This is a genomic window from Pseudomonas sp. RIT288 (assembly GCF_000631985.1).
Taxonomy (GTDB): domain Bacteria; phylum Pseudomonadota; class Gammaproteobacteria; order Pseudomonadales; family Pseudomonadaceae; genus Aquipseudomonas.
Genome location: NZ_JFYN01000034.1, coordinates 211784 through 228755, shown reverse-complemented (window position 1 = coordinate 228755; position 16972 = coordinate 211784). Strand labels below are relative to the sequence as shown.

Here is a 16972-nt window from a genome sequence, read left to right as displayed (position 1 = left end):
TTTCAGGTTCTGCTCCGACAATCCATTGCCTGGATGCTGTCTGGAGAGCCCGTGATGACTACAAAAGCAAAAAACGCGATCAACCTGAGTGACTCGGCCAAGGTCGACGAACAGTCGGTTCAACCGTTCACCCGTTCGCAAAAAATCTACGTTCAGGGTTCGCGCCCGGACATCCGTGTGCCGATGCGCGAAATCACTCTCGATGTGACGCCGACCGACTTCGGCGGCGAAATCAACGCGCCGGTCACCGTCTACGACACCTCGGGCCCGTACACCGATCCGAACGTGGTGATCGACGTGCGCAAAGGTCTGGGCGACGTGCGTTCGGCGTGGATCGACGACCGTGGCGACACCGAGCGTTTGCCTGGCCTGAGTTCCAATTTCGGCCAGGAGCGCCTGGCGGATCCAGAGTTGACCAAGCTGCGTTTTGCCCACGTCAACAACCCGCGCCGGGCCAAGGCCGGGGCCAACGTCAGCCAGATGCACTACGCGCGCAAAGGCATCATCACCGCCGAGATGGAATACGTCGCCATCCGCGAAAACATGAAGCTGCAAGAGGCCCGCGCCGCTGGCCTGTTGAACCAGCAACACGCCGGCCACAGCTTTGGCGCGAGCATCCCGAAAGAAATCACCGCTGAATTCGTCCGCGAAGAAATCGCCCGTGGTCGCGCCATCATTCCGGCCAACATCAACCACGTCGAACTGGAACCGATGATCATCGGCCGTAACTTCCTGGTGAAGATCAACGGCAACATCGGCAACAGCGCCCTGGGTTCGTCCATCGAAGAAGAAGTGGCGAAACTGACCTGGGGCATTCGCTGGGGTTCGGACACCGTGATGGACCTGTCCACCGGCAAACACATTCACGAAACCCGCGAATGGATCATTCGCAACTCGCCGGTGCCGATTGGTACCGTGCCGATCTATCAGGCCCTGGAAAAGGTCAACGGCGTCGCCGAGGACCTGACCTGGGAGCTGTTCCGCGACACGCTGATCGAGCAGGCAGAGCAGGGCGTCGACTACTTCACCATCCACGCCGGCGTGCTGCTGCGCTACGTGCCGCTGACCGCCAAACGCGTGACCGGCATCGTTTCCCGTGGCGGTTCGATCATGGCCAAGTGGTGCCTGGCGCACCACAAAGAGAACTTCCTCTACACCCACTTCGACGAAATCTGCGAAATCATGAAGGCCTACGACGTCAGCTTCTCGCTGGGCGATGGCCTGCGTCCGGGCTCGATTGCCGACGCCAATGACGAAGCGCAGTTCGGCGAACTGGAGACCCTCGGCGAGCTGACCAAGATCGCCTGGAAACACGACGTGCAGTGCATGATCGAAGGCCCGGGCCACGTGCCGATGCAGTTGATCAAAGAGAACATGGACAAGCAGCTGGAGTGCTGCGACGAGGCGCCGTTCTACACCCTCGGCCCGCTGACCACCGATATCGCCCCGGGTTACGACCACATCACCTCGGGTATCGGTGCGGCAATGATCGGCTGGTTCGGTTGCGCGATGCTCTGCTACGTGACGCCGAAGGAACACCTCGGCTTGCCGAACAAGGATGACGTGAAAACCGGGATCATCACCTACAAGATCGCCGCCCACGCAGCGGACTTGGCCAAAGGGCATCCGGGCGCGCAGATTCGCGACAATGCCTTGAGCAAGGCGCGTTTCGAATTCCGTTGGGAAGATCAGTTCAACCTCGGTCTCGATCCAGACACCGCGCGTTCGTATCACGACGAAACGCTGCCGAAGGACTCGGCCAAGGTCGCGCACTTCTGCTCGATGTGCGGGCCGAAATTCTGCTCAATGAAGATCACTCAGGAAGTCCGTGAATACGCGGCCAACCAGCGAATCGACGCGGTCGACGTGGACGTCGCCCAGGGCTTGGCGGAACAGGCCGAGCGGTTCAAGAAGGAAGGCAGTCAGCTGTACAAGAAGGTTTGATCTGACCTGAAAGGCTCTGGGATGACCGGAGCCTCTGTGGCGAGGGAGCTTGCTCCCGCCCGGCTGCGAAGCAGTCGTAAATCCGGCCAACGCGATCTGATTGAAAGAACGCGTTGGCCGGTTTTGGGTCTGCTGCGCAGACCAGCGGGAGCAAGCTCCCTCGCCACAGGAATGGTGTGCGATCACACACAACAACAAATGTCCCTCTGAGATAACCCCCTTGAGCATTCAACCCAGCACTTATTCCCCCGACCTCGCTGTGCCCGCCGACAGGCGGGTGTTCGGCGGTCGCGATTTGTTTTCCCTGTGGTTTTCCCTCGGCATTGGCCTGATGGTGTTGCAGACCGGTGCCTTGCTCGCACCCGGTCTGGGCCTTTCCGGTTCGCTGCTGGCGATCTTCCTCGGCACCTTGGTTGGCGTGCTGCTGCTGGCCGCCGTCGGCGTGATCGGCAGCGACACCGGTCTGTCGTCGATGGCCGCACTGAAACTGAGTCTCGGCAGCAAAGGCGCGAGCCTGCCGGCGCTGCTCAACCTGTTGCAACTGATCGGTTGGGGCTCGTTCGAAATCATCGTCATGCGCGATGCCGCCAGCCTGCTCGGCACCCGGGCCCTCAGCGAGGGGTCGCTGTGGGCCAGCCCGATGCTCTGGACCTTGTGTTTCGGTGCGCTCGCAACCTTGCTCGCAGTCAGCGGGCCGCTGACGTTCGTGCGCAAGATCCTGCGCAAATGGGGCATCTGGCTGATTCTGGCGGCGTGCATCTGGCTGACCTGGAATCTGTTCGCCAAGGCGGATCTGGCGGCACTCTGGGCGCGTACCGGGGACGGTTCGATGCCGTTCGCCGTGGGCTTCGACATTGCCATCGCGATGCCGCTGTCGTGGCTGCCGCTGATCGCCGATTACTCGCGCTTCGGCAAGCGTGCGAAGAACGTGTTCGGCGGCACTGCCATCGGTTTCTTTATCGGTAACTTCTGGCTGATGAGCCTCGGCGTGGCCTACACCCTGGCGTTCGCGCCGAGTGGTGAAGTCAATGCGTTGCTGCTGGCACTGGCCGGAGCCGGTCTGGGCATTCCGCTGTTACTTATTCTGTTGGATGAGTCGGAAAACGCTTTCGCCGACATTCATTCGGCGGCGGTGTCGAGCGGGATTCTGTTGCGCTTGAAGGTCGAACATCTGGCCTTGGCCATCGGCCTGATCTGCACTCTGATTGCACTGCTGGCGCCATTGGCGCAGTACCAGAACTTCCTGTTGCTGATCGGTTCGGTGTTTGCGCCGCTGTTCGGCGTGGTGCTGGTGGATCACTTCATTCTGCGCAAGCGCAGCGCTCAAGTGGCGTCAGCCGCATTGCGCTGGCCAGCGCTGCTGGCGTGGCTGGGCGGAATCAGCACTTACCACTTGCTGGCGAATCTGTATCCGGATGTCGGCGCGACCCTGCCGGCACTGGTGCTGGCAGGGCTGCTGCAGTTGGTGCTCGGCCGGGCTTTCAGTTACGGCCCGGAAACAGCTCGGGTTTGAGAATGCCGTTCAGACGCGGGTAAGGAATCTTCAGTTCGACGTGGCCCAGCGCGTAAGGCGCGATGGTGCTCACGTCGTACTTGAGGATCACGCCACCGTAGGTCAGCGCCACGTTCGGAGTTTTGACGAACGGCCAGCTCTTCACGAAATCCGCTTCCTGATCGAGCTTGGTGCTGATCAGCCAGCTGTTGTGCGCCACTTGTGCCGCTTTCCAGAACGCCTCTTCCTGACCCGGCAGCAACATGTCCGACAGGTTCAGCACTTTATGCTGTTGGCGCGAATAGTTGATGAAGCCGCGACCCGGGGTGCCATGGGCGCCGCCGGTGTCGAGGTAGCTCGACAGCTCGATGATCACCAAGCCGTCATGCTGCTCGCGTACCTTGGCCTGCAAATAGCTGCTGTTGCGCGGGCCGGCGTTGCGCAGGAATTGATCACGATAGGCGGTCAGGGTTGGCGCTACCGCTGCGTTCTGCTCGGTGCGGGTCATTTGCAGCAGGCGCTTTTCGATAATGCCGTCCAGCGCAGGCTCGGCCGCGAAGTGCACGGTATCGATATTCACCAGCGGGCAGTCCGGGTTGGAACAGCCGGGTTTCAGGGTTTCCGAGGCGTCGCGGGTGGTTTCCAGCGGCGTGCGGTAGTTGGGTTGGAACAGGTTGGCGCAGGCGCCCAGGGTCAGGGCGATGGCGGCCACGGAGGCAATTTTGAAAAGCGACATGGGCGTCCTTTCTGAAACAGGGGAAGGCAAAAAGTTATCCGCTTCGACTCTCGCCGAAGCAGTCAGTTCGCCACTAAGCTAATTAGAGTGGGTTTCGCCGCCACCGTCCATCCCGCTGACGGTAAAGGGGCTGCATCAATCATGGCGGGCGCGTTAGGATGGCGCGAAGTCGAGGTCGCCAGTAACAACAAGCAACCTCGTATTGGATTTGCCGCAAGAGAGGATGCTCATGACAGATTTTGCCAACGCCACTCCGGTCACCGTCGACGTCGTCAAGCGCGAGCGCTGCTACGAGGGCTTCTACAAGCTCGACCGTTTGCACCTGCGCCATGAACTGTTCGCCGGCGGCATGAGCCGCGAGATCAACCGCGAAGTCTTCGTGCGCCACGATGCCGTGTGCCTGCTGCCTTACGATCCGCAGCGCGATGAAGTGGTGCTGATCGAGCAGTTTCGCGTCGGTGCCATGGGCAAGACCGACAACCCGTGGCTGGTTGAGCTGGTCGCCGGTCTGATCGACAAGGCCGAAGTGCCGGAAGAAGTTGCTCACCGCGAGGCACAGGAGGAAGCTGGGCTGGACATCAATGCCCTGTGGCCGATGACCAAATACTTTCCGTCGCCGGGTGGCAGCAACGAATTCGTGCATCTGTTTCTGGGGCGCTGCAGCACCGAAGGCGTAGGCGGCCTGCATGGGCTGGAGGAAGAGGCAGAGGATATCCGCGTCACGGTCTGGGCCTTTGAAGATGCCTTGCAGGCCGTCCGTGACGGACGCATTGCCAACGCGGCGAGCATCATCGCCTTGCAATGGCTGGCGCTGAACCGCGCCGAAGTGAGGGGGTTATGGTCGTAAACAAGCTGCGCGATCGCTATCGAGTCGACCTCGCCGGGCTGCAAGCCGCCTGCGAGGCCAACTACGCGCGCCTGATGCGACTGGTGCCGGACATGCGCAACGACCCCGAGGCGCGGCGCATCGCCGTGACTCAGGGCGAGCAGATGCTCGGCGTGCTGGCCCTCGAAGTGCTGCAGACCTGCCCATACACCACCACTTTGCAGGTGCGTCAGGAACACAGCCTGCCGTGGCTGCCGGTGCCACAACTGGAAGTACAGGTCTACCATGACGCACGCATGGCCGAGGTGATCAGCGCCGAACATGCACGACGCTTTCGCGGCATCTATCCTTACCCGAACGCCGCGATGCATCAGCCGGATGAAAAGGCCCAGCTCAATCTGTTCCTGGGAGAATGGCTGAGCCATTGTCTGGCCCTGGGGCACGAGTACGAAGTCGTACGCTAGTTGTGAACTGCGTCCGGTTCGCCGGTTTCCCCTTTGCGCCATCCCCCAGCATAATTGCGGCACTCAACCGATTCCGTGCTTTTGCCCTGGGAGAACGCCTTGCCGAGCGTATCCGCATTGACCACCGCCGATCCGGCGTTGCTGGTGCAGTTATCCGACAGTCATCTGTTCGCCGAGGCGGACGGCACGCTGCTGGGCATGAACACCCGCGAGAGCCTGCAAAAGGTCATTGAATTGGTGCTGGGGCAGCAGCCGCAGATCGATCTGATGCTGGCCACTGGCGATATCTCTCAGGACGGCACGCTGGAGTCATATCAGCTGTTTCGCCAGATGAGCGCGCAGATCGATGCTCCGGCGCGCTGGATTCCCGGCAATCACGATGAGCCGCTGATCATGGCTGAGGCTGCGGTGCAAAGCGCGCTGCTGGAGTCGGTGGTCGATATCGGCAACTGGCGCGTGACCTTGCTCGACTCGGCGGTGCCGGGGTCTGTGCCGGGTTATCTGCAGGACGATCAGCTGCAATTGCTGGCGCGCTCATTGAGTGAAGCCCCGGAGCGCCATCATCTGGTGTGCTTTCACCATCATCCGGTGTCGATCGGATGCCCGTGGATGGAGCCGATCGGCTTGCGCAATCCCGAAGCATTTTTCGACGTGCTGGACCGTTTTCCGCAGGCCCGCGGCGTGTTGTGGGGGCATGTGCATCAGGAAATCGACCGCGAACGCAACGGCGTACGGCTGATGGCCTCGCCTTCGACCTGCATTCAGTTCGAGCCGGGCAGTGACGACTTCAAGGTCGGCGAACAGGCGCCGGGGTATCGCTGGTTGCGGCTGCTGCCGGACGGGCGGCTGGAAACCGGTGTCGAGCGCGTTACCGACTTCCAATTCACCGTCGATTACGGCTCCAACGGCTACTGAAATTTACTGCACAACCCTGTAGGAGCTGCCGCAGGCTGCGATCTTTTGCTCCTGCTCTTACAATCAAAAGATCGCAGCCTGCGGCAGCTCCTACAGGAGGTAGCGGGGGCCGCGAGGGCAGCATCGCATCGGTCGGTCATGTACATCATTTGTATGGCCCATACTGCTCTGACTCCCTGTAAACTCCGCTATCTTTCGCCGACACTCAGGGAGCTCAAATGTCCGGTTCGATCCTCTATATCCACGGTTTCAACAGCGCGCCGGCCTCGAAAAAGGCCTGTCAGCTGGTCGAGGTGATGGAACGGCTGGGTTTGAGCGACCAATTGCGTGTCCCGGCGCTGCATCACCACCCGCGTGAAGCCATCGGTCAGTTGCAGCAGGCGATTGCCGAGCTGGGCCGGCCGTTGCTGGTGGGAAGCTCACTCGGCGGCTACTATGCGACTCACCTGGCTGAGCGCCACGGCTTGAAAGCCCTGCTGGTCAACCCGGCGGTCAGCCCGCACCGGATGTTCGACGGATACCTGGGCACGCAGAAAAACCTGTATACCGATGAGACCTGGGAATTGACCCACGACCATGTGACGGCCCTGGCCGAGCTGGAAGTGCCGGCGCCCGTGGATGCACAGCGTTATCAGGTGTGGTTGCAGACCGGCGATGAAACACTGGATTATCGCCTCGCCCAGCAGTATTACCGGGCCTGTGCCCTGCGCATTCAGGCCGGCGGCGACCATGGTTACCAGGGTTTTGCCGGGCAATTGCCGGCGTTACTGAGTTTTGCCGGCATTGGCGCCGATTTGTATCAGGCAATCGATTTCACCGAACTGTGAAGTCTTGCCCCTTTTTCATTGAATCACTGACGACGAGACCCTATGGCCACTCCCAGCGCTAGCTCTTATAACGCCGACGCCATCGAAGTCCTCTCGGGCCTCGACCCGGTGCGCAAACGCCCCGGCATGTACACCGACACCAGTCGGCCGAACCACCTCGCCCAGGAAGTCATCGACAACAGTGTCGACGAAGCCCTGGCCGGCCACGCCAAATCGGTGCAGGTCATTCTGCACGCCGATCACTCGCTGGAAGTCAGTGACGACGGTCGCGGCATGCCGGTCGACATTCACCCGGAAGAGGGTGTGTCGGGTGTCGAGCTGATCCTTACCAAGCTGCATGCGGGCGGCAAGTTTTCCAACAAGAACTACCAGTTCTCCGGCGGTCTGCACGGGGTGGGTATTTCCGTGGTCAACGCCTTGTCGACCGAAGTCCGGGTACGGGTAAAACGTGACGGCAACGAATACCAGATGACCTTCAAGGATGGCTTCAAGGCCACCGAGCTGGAAATCGTCGGCACCGTCGGCAAGCGCAACACCGGCACCAGCGTGTACTTCGCGCCGGATCCGAAATACTTCGACTCACCGAAATTCTCCATCAGCCGCCTCAAGCACGTGCTCAAGGCCAAGGCTGTGCTGTGCCCGGGGCTGCTGGTCAGCTTCGAAGACAAGGGCACCGGCGAAAAAGTCGAGTGGCATTACGAAGACGGTCTGCGCTCCTACCTGGTAGACGCGGTCAGCGAGTTCGAACGCCTGCCGGACGAGCCATTCTGCGGCAGCCTCGCCGGTAATAAAGAAGCGGTCGACTGGGCGCTGCTGTGGTTGCCGGAAGGTGGCGACGCGGTGCAGGAAAGCTACGTCAACCTGATCCCGACGGCGCAGGGCGGTACCCACGTCAACGGTCTGCGTCAGGGCCTGCTCGACGCGATGCGCGAGTTCTGCGAATTCCGCAGCCTGCTGCCGCGCGGCGTGAAGCTGGCGCCGGAAGACGTCTGGGAACGCATCGCTTTCGTGCTGTCGATGAAGATGCAGGAACCGCAATTCTCCGGCCAGACCAAAGAGCGTCTGTCGTCCCGTGAAGCGGCGGCGTTTGTCTCCGGGGTGGTCAAGGACGCCTTCAGCCTGTGGCTCAACGCCAACCCGGAAACCGGTCTGGCGCTGGCTGAACTGGCGATCAACAACGCCGGTCGCCGCTTGAAAGCGAGTAAAAAGGTCGAGCGTAAACGCGTCACTCAGGGCCCTGCGCTGCCGGGTAAACTGGCCGACTGCGCGGGTCAGGACCCGATGCGTTCCGAGTTGTTCCTGGTCGAAGGTGATTCCGCCGGCGGTTCCGCCAAGCAAGCGCGGGATAAAGAGTTCCAGGCGATCCTGCCGTTGCGCGGCAAGATCCTCAACACCTGGGAAGTCGACGGCAGCGAAGTGCTGGCCAGCCAGGAAGTGCATAACATCGCCGTGGCCATCGGTGTCGATCCGGGTGCTGCCGACATGAGCCAGCTGCGTTACGGCAAGATCTGCATCCTCGCCGACGCCGACTCCGACGGTCTGCACATTGCGACCTTGCTTTGCGCGTTGTTCGTCCAGCATTTCCGCCCGCTGGTGGATGCCGGTCACGTCTACGTGGCGATGCCCCCTCTGTACCGCATCGACCTCGGCAAAGAGATCTACTACGCCCTCGACGAAGCCGAGCGCGACGGGATTCTCGATCGTCTGGTGGCCGAGAAGAAACGCGGCAAACCGCAGGTCACCCGATTCAAGGGCCTGGGTGAAATGAACCCGCCGCAGTTGCGTGAAACCACCATGGACCCGAACACCCGGCGTCTGGTGCAATTGACGCTGGGCGATGATTTCGCCGAGACCTCGGAAATGATGGACATGCTGCTGGCGAAAAAACGCGCCGGTGACCGCAAGACCTGGCTCGAATCCAAGGGCAACCTCGCCGAGGTGCTGGCCTGATGCGGTTTGGCTGGGCCTTGGCGGGTGCGTTGCTGCTGAGTGCGATAGGCGTGTCGGCGGAGCCGTTGCAGGAATTGCGCGTGCTCTCTGAACACCCGGTCGACGGCATGCGCGGCGGCAATCTGTCGGGGCTGGCCATGTGTGGCAGCGAGTTGTGGACGGTGTCGGACCGCGATGACGACCAGATCTATCGGCTCAATACCGCCGATCAGGTCTGGCAGGCCGAAGCCTTGCACATCGACGTGCCTCTGGTGCCGGAGACCGGTTTGCCGTGGGGATTGCGTTCGCGCAATTGGGCGGCGTCGTTCGTGCGCGGTGGCGACTTGGATTTCGAAGGCATCAGCTGCGACAGCGCCGGCAATCGCTACATTGTCAGCGAGGGCCACGCGGCGGTCTTGCAGGTGCCCGTCAGCGGCCCGGTCAACTGGCTGAAGATTTCGCCGATGATGGTTCGCGAAGCGCGGGCCAGTGGCATGCTCCTGCATTTCAATGCGATCTTCGAAGGTCTGGCGATCAACCCGGCGGGCGATCAGATGTGGCTGGCCGCCGAACGGCAAAGCCGTGGCTTGCTGCTGATCAAGCGTCAGCAGACGGTGTGGGATTGCGACGGTCGTTGCGTGCTGCTCAGCGAGGGCGGCAAGGAGATGCAGCCGCCGCAGTTCCCGCATGCCAAAGCGGTCGACCGCGATTTTTCCGACCTTTCGTTGTTCAACGGCAAATTGTTTACCCTTGAACGCAACGCCTTCCAGATTTGTCGGCGCGATGCGCAGACCGCCAAGGTCGAGCGTTGCTGGTCGTACGCCGCGGAACTGCTGCAGGCCAACCGCCGTTACTCGCAGAACTTCGGTTTGGAGGAGGCATTGATCGTTGACGCTGATGGTGCGTGGGTCGGCGTCGACAATAATTTCGGCCCGCGGGCCGACGGTGAGGTTCGTCCGATCGTCTGGCGCTTCGCCGCGCCTGAAGGTGGCTGGAGCGCCAAACCGTGAGTCAGCAACCGCCGGGCAAGCGTGCCGGCCGGGTATTGATGATTCTGGCCTGGTGCGCGGGGCTGTTTCTGGCCACGCGGTTTTTCGGCGAGTGGGAAGAACGTCAGCAGAATCCGAACGTGGTGGTCACGTCCGAGCAGCATGGCGGCGTGATCGAAGTGAAGCTGGCCGGCAACGCTCAAGGGCATTTTGTCGCCAGTGGCCAGATCAACGGTGAGCCGGTGGAGTTCATGCTCGACACCGGCGCGACCGATGTGGCGATCCCGGCGGATCTGGCCAAACGGTTGAAGCTGGAAGAAGGTTTCGGTGTGACCCTGAGCACGGCCAACGGCCTGAGCCAGGGCTACCGGACCAAAATCGAACGCCTGCAACTGGGTGACATCGTGCTGCGGGATGTCCGCGCACTGGTGGCGCCGGGGCTGCATGGTGACCAGGTGCTGCTCGGCATGAGCGCCCTGAACAAACTTGAATTTACCCAGCGCGGCGGCACCATGCTGCTGCGCCAGACAACGAACCGATGAGGCCCGCATGAGCGACATCCTTGCAGACAGCTTAGACGGCGTAGAACGCCGATCGCTGGCTGACTTCACCGAAAATGCCTACCTCAACTACTCCATGTACGTGATCATGGACCGTGCCCTGCCGCATATCGGCGACGGCCTGAAACCGGTGCAGCGGCGTATCATTTATGCGATGAGCGAGCTGGGGCTGGACGCCGATTCCAAGCACAAGAAATCGGCGCGTACCGTCGGTGACGTGCTCGGCAAGTTCCACCCGCACGGCGATTCGGCGTGCTACGAAGCGATGGTGCTGATGGCCCAGCCGTTCAGCTATCGCTACACACTGGTCGACGGCCAGGGCAACTGGGGTGCGCCGGACGATCCTAAATCCTTCGCCGCCATGCGTTACACCGAAGCACGCCTGTCGCGCTATTCCGAAGTGCTGCTCAGCGAGCTGGGCCAGGGCACCGCTGACTGGGGCCCGAATTTCGACGGCACCCTGCAGGAACCACTGGTGTTGCCGGCACGTTTGCCGAACATCCTGCTCAACGGCACCACCGGCATCGCTGTCGGTATGGCCACCGACGTGCCGCCGCACAACCTGCGCGAAGTCGCCACCGCCTGCGTGCGCCTGCTCGATGAGCCTAAAGCCACGGTCGAACAGCTCTGCGAGCACATTCAAGGCCCGGATTACCCGACCGAAGCGGAAATCATCACCCCGCGCGCCGACCTGCTGAAAATGTACGAAACCGGCAAGGGCTCGGTGCGCATGCGCGCCGTGTACCACGTCGAGGACGGCGACATCATCGTCACTGCGCTGCCGCACCAGGTCTCCGGGGCCAAGGTGCTGGAGCAGATCGCCGCGCTGATGCAGGCCAAACCGTCGAAAGCGCCGCAGATCGCTGACCTGCGCGACGAATCCGACCACGAAAACCCGTGCCGTATCGTGATCATTCCGGTCAACAGCCGCGTCGATCACGAAGCGCTGATGCAGCACCTGTTCGCCAGCACCGAGCTGGAGTCGACCTACCGGGTCAACGTCAACATTATCGGTCTGGATGGCAAGCCGCAGCTGAAAAACCTGCGCGCCTTGCTGGTCGAATGGCTGGAATTCCGCGTGCTGACCGTGCGCCGCCGCCTGCAATTCCGCCTCGACAAGGTCGAGCGTCGCCTGCACCTGTTGGACGGTTTGTTGATCGCCTACCTCAACCTGGATGAAGTGATCCACATCATCCGCACCGAGGAGCACCCGAAAGCCAAGCTGATCGAGCGTTTTGCCCTCAGCGAGATTCAGGCCGACTACATCCTTGACACCCGTCTGCGGCAGTTGGCGCGTCTGGAAGAGATGAAGCTGCGCGACGAGCAGGACGAGCTGCTCAAGGAGCAAGCCAAGTTGCAAGCCTTGCTGGGCAGCGAAGCCAAGCTGAAGAAGCTGGTGCGCACCGAGCTGCTGAAAGACGCTGAAACCTACGGCGATGATCGTCGTTCGCCGATCGTCGAGCGCGCAGAAGCGAAAGCGTTGACCGAACACGATCTGCTGCCGAACGAGAAAGTTACCGTCGTGCTGTCGGAAAAAGGTTGGATCCGTTCGGCCAAAGGCCATGACATCGATGCCACCGGTCTGTCGTACAAGGCGGGTGACGGCTTCAAGACCTCGGCGGCGGGACGTTCCAACCAGTCTGCCGTGGTGATTGACTCCACTGGCCGCAGCTATTCGGTCGCCGCCCACACCTTGCCGTCGGCGCGCGGCCAGGGTGAACCGTTGACCGGGCGTCTGACCCCGCCACCGGGCGCGACGTTCGAATGCGTACTGATGCCGGAAGACGATGCGCTGTACGTGATCGCCTCCGACGCCGGTTACGGTTTCGTGGTCAAAGGCGAAGACCTGCAAGCCAAGAACAAGGCCGGTAAAGCCCTGTTGAGCTTGCCGAACAACGCCAAGGTGATCGCGCCGCGTCCGGTGACTGATCGCGAGAATGACTTGCTTGCCGCCGTGACAAGCGAGGGGCGGATGCTGGTCTTCAATATCAGCGATTTGCCGCAGTTGGCGAAGGGCAAGGGCAACAAGATCATCGGTGTGCCGGGTGACCGTGTCGCCAGCCGTGAAGAGTTTGTCACGGACATTGCGGTTATCCCCGCAGGGGCTACGTTGATCCTGCAAGCAGGTAAACGTCCGTATAAACTGAAAGCTGAAGACCTCGAACACTACAAAGGTGAGCGTGGACGGCGTGGTAACAAGCTTCCACGTGGCTTCCAGCGGGTCGATGCGCTGCTCGTCGAAAACCTCAATTAGGCGAAAACGCCGATCTAGAGGCGTCTATCTACGATTTAACGCGTAGATCGACGCTTTGGCGCTGGAGTCGGAACGCATATTCACGGATGATATGGCCTTTCCAAGCGCCGGCGTGGCCGAGCGTTCTTCATATTTATTGAGTATTTTCACTGTGGTCAGCCTTGTGGCGGCCACCTGGACGGGATGATGACTGCTCTGCGCCCCCTTATTTTCCTGCTCGCTGGCGTTTTGGGCCTGGCGGGCTGCAGCGTTCACCAGCCGGTGTCGCTGTATCAACTGGACAGTGGAAGTCCGGTTCAGCCTGCGCAAAGCGCAGGCATGGCGGTTTTGTTGGGCCCGGTAGTCGTGGCCGACTACCTGCAACGTGAAACCCTGCTGCAACGTCAGCCGGACGGCAGCCTGCAGGCATCGACCGATGGTCGCTGGGCTGGCAGCCTTTCGTCGGATATCGATCAATTGCTGATGCGTCAGGTCGCCGGTCGTCTGGACAGTCAACGTGTGGTGCTGGCACCGGCCACCTTGGGCTTTACTCCGGATGTGCAGGTATTGCTGACCATCACGCGTCTGGACTCCGGCGAGAAACAACCGGCGATCCTCGACGCGCAATGGCGTCTGATCGACCGTCGTGGTCAGGTGCGCGACAACCGTATCGTTCATCTGCAAGAGCTGCATGCGGGCACCACGGCTTCGCAGGTGCAGGCGCAGGGGATTCTGCTGCAGCGTCTGGCCGAGCAGTTGTCGGTGGCGCTCAAGCCATTGGCCAACCAGCCTCCGGTGGCCGAAGCACCGCGTAAAGCAGCGCCTAAACCGGCAGCGCCGGCGGCGGATGCAGAAAAGCAGCCAAAGATTCCGATGGCCTCGCCGATTCGCACCGATATGGAAGTGTTCCGCTTCTGAGTCTGGTTTGAGTCGAAACAAAGCCCGCCGAGTGCGGGCTTTGTTGTGTCTGGACGAACGGATAAGGGGGACCACACACGCGAACCCTGTAGGAGCTGCCGAAGGCTGCGATCTTTTGATCTGGCCGTATCAGGATCAATATCAAAAGATCGCAGCGTGCTGCAGCTCCTACTCGATGCGATGCCGCGTTCGAAGGATCCTTTCAGGCAGCCACAAAAAAGCCCGCAGACAATCGCTTGTCTGCGGGCTCCTGTGTTTCAGGCCTAAGGATTACGCCCGGCGCTCATGCATCCGCGCCAGTTGCCGTTCGAGCATCGACGGATAAGGCTCCATCAACCGCTCGACACAGCAAGCCCCCTCAGGGCTGGCGATCGGACGGATCCGTGCACGCTGGCGAATCAGCGCATCGTCGCCGATCTTGCGCTCGACCAGCAGCAGGTTGCGGCTGTGCTGCGACAGGGCCAGTGCATCCTGGGCCGAATCGGTCAGCAGCAGGTCGATCTGGCTCAGGCCGAACAGCTCGTCGCCCAGGGTCAGGCCCAACTGCAATTGCAGGGTGATGCCGCTGTCGGCGACTTCGATCTGCAACTGATGGCCCAGCGCCCGCAACAATTCACCGCAGCAGATCGCATTGGTCAGGTAGTCGTCACCGCTGTCTTCGGTGTGGAACAGCATCAGTGTGCTGCCATCATTCAGGGTTTCGATCTCACCCTGATACAGCGACGCGGCCTGATCGAGGCAGTCGCGATAGCGCTCCAGCAACTCTTCCAGGCGGGCACGCGGCAGGCGACGCAGTTGTTCCTGCGAGCCCAACTGGATTGCCAGCACCGCGCTGTGTTGCGGCACGCTTGGTGTCGCTTTGCGCGGCGCCGGAACAGCTTCGGTCAGCGACTCGTCGCGCAGATCGGCAAACGGGTCTTCGTCGTCATCATCGTCTTCAACGGTGCTGACCACGTGGCGCGGCGCAGGTTTTTGCGCAGCCATCGGGCGGGTTTCGTCAAAGCTCGGGTCACGCAGATTGCGCACTTCGAACTCTGGCTCATCTTCGTCTTCGAACTCGGGTTCCGGCGCAGGCTCGGGTTGAGGCGCAGGCTCCGGCGCGAAGTTGGCGTGCAGTTGACGCGCCAGGTCGCCGATCTCGTCCTGCCGGTCGGTGCCCGGGGTGTATTCGTCGATATTGCGCAGCCAGACGCGCAATTGCAGCAACGGCGTCGACAGATAGCGACCCATGCGCAGGCTCAGGGCCAGCGACAGCGCCAACAGAATCGCGCTGAGAATGCCCATGCTCTGCAGGCTGATGGTCATCGGCTGCTGGAACTGATCCATGTCCAGACTGATGCGCAGTTGCCCGGCGGTCACGTCCTGGAAGGTGATCTTGCTCTCGTACATGCCCTCGGCTTCGCCCAGCAGGCTGTGCTTGGGACGCTGACCGGATTCGGCGAGGATGCGGTTGTCCACGCTATAGATAGCCGCGTGGGCCACCAGCTTGTTCTTGGTCAGGTTGTTGAGCAGCACGTTGAGGCTGAGGATGTCGTTGGACACCAACAGTTCAGTGGCGGAGGTGGCGGTCTGCGTGGTCAGGCTTTCGCCCAGCGCATCGGCCTGCTCGTGCATGGCCTGCTTGAACTGCAAGCCCATCACCCCGGCATAGATCACCAGGGCCAGAGCGACCAGGATCACGTTATGGCTGGCAATGCGCAATGCAATCGGCACACGGCGATGACGCAGTGCACGGAAGATCAGCAGGAAGAAGTTATCGGTTTTAACTGGCGTGGGCCGGTTCACTGAGCTCGGCTCTTTTGTCCGTGAAGTTGACGCGCAGTATAGCGACAGGCCCTAGACCGGCAAAGCGCTCGCGGTGCCCGATGGTCACTGAAAGTGGGTAGAATGCGGTTTTTTTCCAGTTGCGGGGGTGCGCGTTGCGCGAAATCGTCCTGATTAACATCACGGGAGTCGACCGTCCGGGTCTGACTGCGGCCATTACCGGCGTTCTGGCACAAGGTGGTGTGAACATTCTCGACATCGGTCAGGCGGTGATCCACGACACCCTGTCGTTCGGCATCCTGGTTGAGATTCCCGACTCCGAGCAAGGCAAAGCCGTGCTCAAGGACATCCTGTTCAAGGGCTACGAGCTTGAGCAGCAGGTGCGCTTCACCCCGGTGTCCGAAGAGGATTACCAGCAATGGGTGGGCAATCAGGGCAAGAAACGCCACATCGTCACCCTGTTGACCCGTAAAGTGACCGCAGGTCAATTGCAGGCAGTCAGCTCGATCACCGCCAAATATGGCCTGAACATCGACCATATCGACCGTCTGTCGGGTCGCATGCCGCTGGACACTCCGGCGGACAAGGGCAAGGGCTGCATCGAGTTCTCGGTGCGTGGCGAAGCGGCTGATCCGCAGGCTCTTCGGGCCGAATTCCTCAGTGTCGCCCAAGCGCTGAACGTCGACATCGCCTTCCAGGAAGATTCGCTGTTCCGTCGCAACCGGCGTCTGGCGGTGTTCGACATGGACTCGACGCTGATCGAAGCCGAAGTCATCGATGAACTGGCCAAGGCCGCCGGGGTGGGCGAGCAAGTCTCAGCCATCACCGAGCGCGCAATGGCCGGCGAACTGGATTTTCGCGCCAGCTTCAAAGAGCGTCTGGCGCTGCTCAAGGGCCTGGATGTCAGCGTGCTGGACTCGATCGGCGCCTCGCTGCGCCTGACCGAAGGCGCGGAAACCCTGTTCGCCGAACTCAAGCGCCTGGGCTACAAGACCGCGATCCTGTCCGGCGGATTCACCTACTTCGCCAAGCAGTTGCAGGCCAAACTCGGTATCGATTACGTGTTCGCCAACGAACTGGAAGTGGTCGATGGCAAGTGCACCGGCGTGGCGATCGAGCCGATCGTCGATGCGCAGCGTAAAGCGGATCTGCTGAAGGAGCTGGCGCACAAGGAAGGCTTGCGTCTGGAGCAGACCATCGCTGTGGGCGACGGTGCGAATGACCTGCCGATGCTGGCGATTGCCGGGTTGGGTGTGGCGTTCCGCGCCAAGCCGCTGGTCAAACAGTCGGCGAAGCAGGCGATTTCCACCTTGGGACTGGATGGCGTGTTGTATCTGCTGGGCTTCCGCGATCGCGACGGGCAGCTCTGAGCCTG

General features: G+C 61.3%; 14 protein-coding genes. 12 read left to right on the top strand and 2 right to left on the bottom strand.

Annotation, left to right across the window (positions count from 1 at the left end; genetic code table 11):
• Positions 1-54: 54 nt before the first annotated feature.
• Together thiC and cytX are read left to right on the top strand one after the other, a co-directional pair.
• Complete coding sequence (thiC, locus tag BW33_RS19830; RefSeq protein WP_047600736.1) at positions 55-1944, top strand: phosphomethylpyrimidine synthase ThiC; 1890 nt, start codon at positions 55-57, stop codon at positions 1942-1944.
• A 220-nt stretch (positions 1945-2164) separates the two neighbouring features.
• Positions 2165-3457 (top strand): putative hydroxymethylpyrimidine transporter CytX, encoded by a 1293-nt coding sequence (gene cytX, locus BW33_RS19825; protein ID WP_047600735.1) that lies wholly within the window; start codon positions 2165-2167, stop codon positions 3455-3457.
• Here cytX and BW33_RS19820 read toward each other — a convergent pair.
• Positions 3426-4172 (bottom strand): RsiV family protein, encoded by a 747-nt coding sequence (locus BW33_RS19820; RefSeq protein WP_047600734.1) that lies wholly within the window; start codon positions 4170-4172, stop codon positions 3426-3428. The genes cytX and BW33_RS19820 overlap by 32 nt on opposite strands.
• A 229-nt stretch (positions 4173-4401) precedes the next feature.
• On the opposite strand from BW33_RS19820, the gene BW33_RS19815 reads away from it, so the two are divergent.
• The 9 genes from BW33_RS19815 (at position 4402) to BW33_RS19775 (ending at position 13833) form a co-directional block, all read left to right on the top strand.
• Positions 4402-5019: an NUDIX domain-containing protein gene (locus tag BW33_RS19815; protein WP_047600732.1), complete on the top strand. Its 618-nt coding sequence runs from the start codon at positions 4402-4404 to the stop codon at positions 5017-5019.
• Entirely contained in the window at positions 5010-5462 is a 453-nt protein-coding gene (locus BW33_RS19810) for a DUF1249 domain-containing protein (RefSeq protein ID WP_007967395.1), read from the top strand. Before BW33_RS19815 ends, BW33_RS19810 begins: the two co-directional genes overlap by 10 nt.
• 99 nt (positions 5463-5561) lie before the next feature.
• On the top strand, positions 5562-6377 hold the full coding sequence (gene cpdA / locus BW33_RS19805; RefSeq protein WP_047600731.1) for a 3',5'-cyclic-AMP phosphodiesterase: 816 nt from the start codon (positions 5562-5564) through the stop codon (positions 6375-6377).
• A gap of 218 nt (positions 6378-6595) precedes the next feature.
• Positions 6596-7204, top strand: a complete 609-nt coding sequence (locus tag BW33_RS19800; protein ID WP_047600730.1) for a YqiA/YcfP family alpha/beta fold hydrolase — start codon at positions 6596-6598, stop codon at positions 7202-7204.
• Positions 7205-7246: 42 nt separating this feature from the next.
• The gene (gene parE, locus BW33_RS19795; RefSeq protein WP_007967400.1) at positions 7247-9154 is read left to right on the top strand and encodes a DNA topoisomerase IV subunit B; all 1908 of its coding nucleotides are present in this window, start codon (positions 7247-7249) and stop codon (positions 9152-9154) included.
• Complete coding sequence (locus tag BW33_RS19790; RefSeq protein WP_047600729.1) at positions 9154-10143, top strand: esterase-like activity of phytase family protein; 990 nt, start codon at positions 9154-9156, stop codon at positions 10141-10143. Before parE ends, BW33_RS19790 begins: the two co-directional genes overlap by 1 nt.
• Positions 10140-10664 (top strand): retropepsin-like aspartic protease family protein, encoded by a 525-nt coding sequence (locus tag BW33_RS19785; RefSeq protein WP_047600728.1) that lies wholly within the window; start codon positions 10140-10142, stop codon positions 10662-10664. Before BW33_RS19790 ends, BW33_RS19785 begins: the two co-directional genes overlap by 4 nt.
• Before the next feature lie 7 nt (positions 10665-10671).
• Positions 10672-12936: a DNA topoisomerase IV subunit A gene (gene parC / locus BW33_RS19780; RefSeq protein WP_047600727.1), complete on the top strand. Its 2265-nt coding sequence runs from the start codon at positions 10672-10674 to the stop codon at positions 12934-12936.
• 186 nt (positions 12937-13122) lie between these two features.
• Complete coding sequence (locus BW33_RS19775) at positions 13123-13833, top strand: PqiC family protein (RefSeq protein WP_047600726.1); 711 nt, start codon at positions 13123-13125, stop codon at positions 13831-13833.
• Between the two features lie 270 nt (positions 13834-14103).
• Here BW33_RS19775 and BW33_RS19770 read toward each other — a convergent pair whose 3' ends face one another.
• On the bottom strand, positions 14104-15618 hold the full coding sequence (locus BW33_RS19770) for an AhpA/YtjB family protein (RefSeq protein WP_047600725.1): 1515 nt from the start codon (positions 15616-15618) through the stop codon (positions 14104-14106).
• Between the two features lie 134 nt (positions 15619-15752).
• On the opposite strand from BW33_RS19770, the gene serB reads away from it, so the two are divergent.
• On the top strand, positions 15753-16967 hold the full coding sequence (gene serB / locus BW33_RS19765; protein ID WP_047600724.1) for a phosphoserine phosphatase SerB: 1215 nt from the start codon (positions 15753-15755) through the stop codon (positions 16965-16967).
• The last annotated feature ends 5 nt before the right edge of the window (positions 16968-16972 follow it).